The sequence below is a fragment of the Methylorubrum aminovorans genome (genome assembly GCF_022179725.1).
Classification (GTDB): domain Bacteria; phylum Pseudomonadota; class Alphaproteobacteria; order Rhizobiales; family Beijerinckiaceae; genus Methylobacterium; species Methylobacterium aminovorans.
The window spans coordinates 1-2,264 of sequence record NZ_BPRC01000076.1; the positions used below are offsets into that span (position 1 = coordinate 1).

2 protein-coding genes are annotated in these 2,264 nt (G+C 68.9%); both read right to left on the reverse strand.

Going from position 1 to position 2,264, the window contains the following annotated elements:
• A partial coding sequence (istB, locus tag MFF24_RS28535) for an IS21-like element ISMex13 family helper ATPase IstB (RefSeq protein WP_238229206.1) occupies positions 1 to 849 on the reverse strand: 849 nt, incomplete at its 3' end.
• The gene (gene istA, locus MFF24_RS28540; protein ID WP_238229207.1) at positions 846 to 2,111 is read right to left on the reverse strand and encodes an IS21-like element ISMex13 family transposase; all 1,266 of its coding nucleotides are present in this window, start codon (positions 2,109 to 2,111) and stop codon (positions 846 to 848) included. The genes istB and istA, both read right to left, overlap by 4 nt.
• Positions 2,112 to 2,264 lie beyond the last annotated feature (153 nt).

Genomic DNA, 2,264 nt, shown 5'->3' on the forward strand with positions numbered 1-2,264 from the left:
GGAGGCAGCCTTTCCGGGTGGACGACCGCGACGCCTGGGTGCGGGCGGCGGAACGATCAGGGCCTTGGAGCGGACGTGCTCGGGGACGAGGTCGGCGTGCTGGCGCAGGCGGTAGCTCGCCCCCTCGATCTGGATCACCACGGCATGGTGGAGGAGTCGGTCGAGCAGGGCTGTCGCCACGACCGGATCACCGAACACTTCGCCCCACTCGGCGAAGCCGCGGTTCGAAGTCAGGATCATCGCCCCGCGCTCGTAGCGCGCGTTGACGAGTTGGAAGAACAGGTTGCCGCCACCGGGGACGACGGGGAGGTAGCCGATCTCGTCCACGACCAGCAGCGAGGCCCGGCAGAGATAGCGGATGCGCTCGCGCAGGGAGCCGTCGCGCTCGGCCTTGGCCAGCGAGGTCACGAGGTCGGCCAGCGTCGAGAACACGACGCTGCGCCCGGCCTTGACCGCCTCGACGGCGAGCGCGATCGCCAGATGGCTCTTGCCGGTGCCGGGTGGTCCGAGCAGATGGACGACCTCGGCCCGGTCGATGAAGGTCAGTTCCGCCAGCGCCAGGACGCGCTCGCGGTCGAGCGAGGGCTGGAAGGCAAAGTCGAACCCGGACAGCGTCTTGATCGTGGTCAGGCGCGCGACCAGCAGGGCGGTCTTCACGCGGCGGTTCTCGCGCAGCGTCAGTTCCTCGGTCAGGATCACGTCGAGGGCGGCCAAACCGTCGATCTCGCCCTGCTCGATGCGCCGGACCGTCGCGTCGAGCACCTCCAGGGCGCGCGGCATGCGCAGGCCGACCAAGCTGCGCTTGATGCTGTCGAGGGTCGTGGCGACACAGGGGGCGGCGCGGCTCATCGCTGGCCTCCGATCCCGCCGGCGAGCCGTTCGCCGACTGCCTGGTAGACAGCCAGCGAGCGCCGGGCGACGTGATCGCCATGGCGGCCGATCGGCAGACCGTCGGGATGGCCGCGGCGCATGGCCCGAGCGGCCGTGCCTTGCCGATGGTCGGGGTCGATGCGGTACTGCCGTCGTCCCTCCAGGATCGGATGGCTCGCGACGAGCCGGCCACCATCGAGGATGCGGATCGTGTCGGGCAACTGATGCACCTCGACGACGCGCCGGGTCCGATCCGGTACGCTGTAATAGTTGCCACCGATCGAGACGAGGCCATCGTGGCTGACGCGCCGCTCCAGCGTGAGCAGAGCGTCGAAGGGCAGAGCCGGCAAGGGCTGCAACTCGGGCCGCTCGGCGGCGAAGGCTTCCGAGACGATCCGCTGCGTGGTGCCGTGCAAGTGGACGTTGGCGACGGTATCGAGCCAGCTCCGAAGCTGGCGGTTGAGGTCGTCGAGGTCGCGGAAGGAACGTGCGAGGAAGAAGTCCTGGCGGATGTAGGAGAACGGTCGCTCGACCTTCCCCTTGGTCTTGGCCCGGTACGGGCGGCAGGCGCGCGGCAGGAATCCGTAGTGCTGGGCGAGTGCCAGCAGGGATCGGTTGTAGACGATGTGGCCGTCCGCATCCTCGCCGGTGACCGCCGTCTTCATGCGATCGTAGAGGATCTCGATCGGCACGCCGCCGATCGCGGTGAAGGCCTGCATGTGACAGCGCAGCAGCGTTTGCAGGTCCTGATGCAGGACGAAGCGCGCCTCGATGTGCCGGGAATGGCCGAGCACCAGCGAGAACAGCCAGACGATGCAGGTCGTGTCCGGCGCATCCGTGAAGGTGACGAGGAAGCGGGCGAAGTCGACCTGCGCCTGCTGGCCGGCCGGGGTCTCGAAGCGGACCTCGTAGGGCTTGGCCTCGGGCGGCCGGATCGCGGCGGCGAACCGCTTCACCGCGGTGTAGGCACCGGTGTAGCCGCGCTCGCGCAACTCGCGGGTCAGGCGCACGGCACTCAGGTCGGGGAAGGCGGTGATCCGCTCGCGCAGATAATCGAGATAGGGCGCGAGCTTGCTCGGGCGGCCGGGCTGACGCGGGCCGTAGGCCGGCGGCTCGAGGCCGCGCTCGATGTACTTGCGGATCGTCTTCGGATCGCGGCCGGTCCGGCGGGCGATGGCGGAGACGGACAGGCCCTGTCGGTGCAGGTCCAAGATCATGACGAGTTCTCCCAGCAGAACCATCCTCGTCGCTCCCAGCCGATCGGTATCGGCAGGCATGGTGGCTGAGGATGGAAAAGCCCGAGAGGGCGCGGGGCGTCGCGACCCTACGGGCCAGGGCACCGACCAGGGAATTTTCGATGCCCACAATCAGGGAGTATTCAACGCCCGCTGACA